Genomic DNA, 1,430 nt, shown 5'->3' on the forward strand with positions numbered 1-1,430 from the left:
CGAGTCCGCCGACGCCGAGGCCGCCGACCCCGCCGACCCGCCGCCGGCACCCGTCGCCCGTCCCGCCCAGTCCGGCCCGTCGTGCCACGCCACGGCGCCCGGCACGTGCGCGAACACGCCGCCGGAGAGCCACGCGCGGTGGGCCCACTCCCAGTCCTCGCCGCCGTAGCTCGTGAACGACTCGTCGAAGCCGCCGACCTGGTCGAAGAACCAGCGGGTGCAGCAGGTGACCGCCCCGATCAGGTGGCGGTACGACCGGTCGTCGGCGTGCAGCAGGTCGGCCGACCAGCCGTACGCCTGCTGCAACCAGCGCGGCTGCTCCAGCTCGTGGGCCGGCCCGGCCACCTCGACCGGCTCCGACACCGGCACGGCCACGCCGCCGCTCCGACCCAGGCCGACACCGGCCCGGTCCTCACCGGCCCCGTCGTCACCGACCCCGCCGTCACCAACCCCGCCGTCACCGACCCCGCCGTCACCGACCCCGCCGTCACCGCCCAGCACCCCGGCGAAGTCCGCGTGCTTCCGCTGGCCGACCGTCACCGCCTCGGGGGCGAGCGCCGGCAGCCGGGTCAGCCGCAGCACGTAGTCCGGCTCGGGTGACGTGTCGGCGTCGACGAAACACAGCACCGATCCCGACGACGCGGCGACGCCGAGGTTGCGGGCGGCCGAGAGCCGGAACCCGAGGTCCTCCTGCACGATCAGCCGCACCCCCTCGGGCACGGTGGGTGGCGTCGGCGATCCGTCGTCGACGACGATCACCTCGAGCCGTTCGGCCGGGTAGCTCTGACGCGCCAGCGCCGCCAGCGTCCGGTCGAGCTCGGCCTGCTGCCGGTAGTGCACGACGACCACCGACACGAGCGGCGGCAGGTCGGGCCACACCCCGTCGAGGGCGTCCCACGCGTTGCCGACGACGAACCGTCCGCCCGCAGGAGGCGCGGTGTCGGTCGCGTCGGACACCGGCGACCCGGCGTCGCGGCTCACCAGCGCACCCCCTCGGTCCACCACGCCGCGTAGGCGTCGGCCACCTCGTCGAGGCCGGGCAGGGTCCGGGCGTCGTCGTCGAGCCAGGTCGACGCCGGGTCGGCCAGGGCGGTCGCGATCGCCGTCGCCAGACCGCCGTCGGGGTAGAGCGTGAGCGTGCCCGGCCGGAGGGCGGCCATCTCGCGCGAGTACCTCGTGTCGGGCACGAGCGGTCGTCGCCCGGCCGCGATCCAGGTCGCGATCGATCCGGAGGCCGACACGTGCTGGTGCGCCGCCACGGGCACCGACGCGCGCCGGGCGCGGTCGAGCAGCGTCGCGTCGTCGAGGTAGCCCGTCGCGCCGAACGGCACGCCGAGCGCTGCCGCCTCGTCGACCAGCTGCTGCAGCTCGGCCTCGTGCCCCGAGGAGGCGCGGCCGAGCGCCACGACGCCGGTCGCCCGCGCGTCCGG

The 1,430-nt window shown here is 76.5% G+C and carries 1 protein-coding gene and 1 pseudogene; both read right to left on the bottom strand.

The genetic code is table 11. The features are described from left to right. Nucleotides 1-981, bottom strand: a 981-nt coding sequence (locus IFT36_RS16030) for a glycosyltransferase family 2 protein (RefSeq protein WP_307785137.1), incomplete at its 3' end; no start/stop codon positions are given. Next, nucleotides 978-1,430: pseudogene (locus IFT36_RS16675) on the bottom strand (hypothetical protein); the annotation flags it as partial. The pseudogene IFT36_RS16675 and the gene IFT36_RS16030, both read right to left, overlap by 4 nt.

It is taken from the genome of Frigoribacterium sp. CFBP 13605 (genome assembly GCF_014839405.1).
Classification (GTDB): domain Bacteria; phylum Actinomycetota; class Actinomycetes; order Actinomycetales; family Microbacteriaceae; genus Frigoribacterium.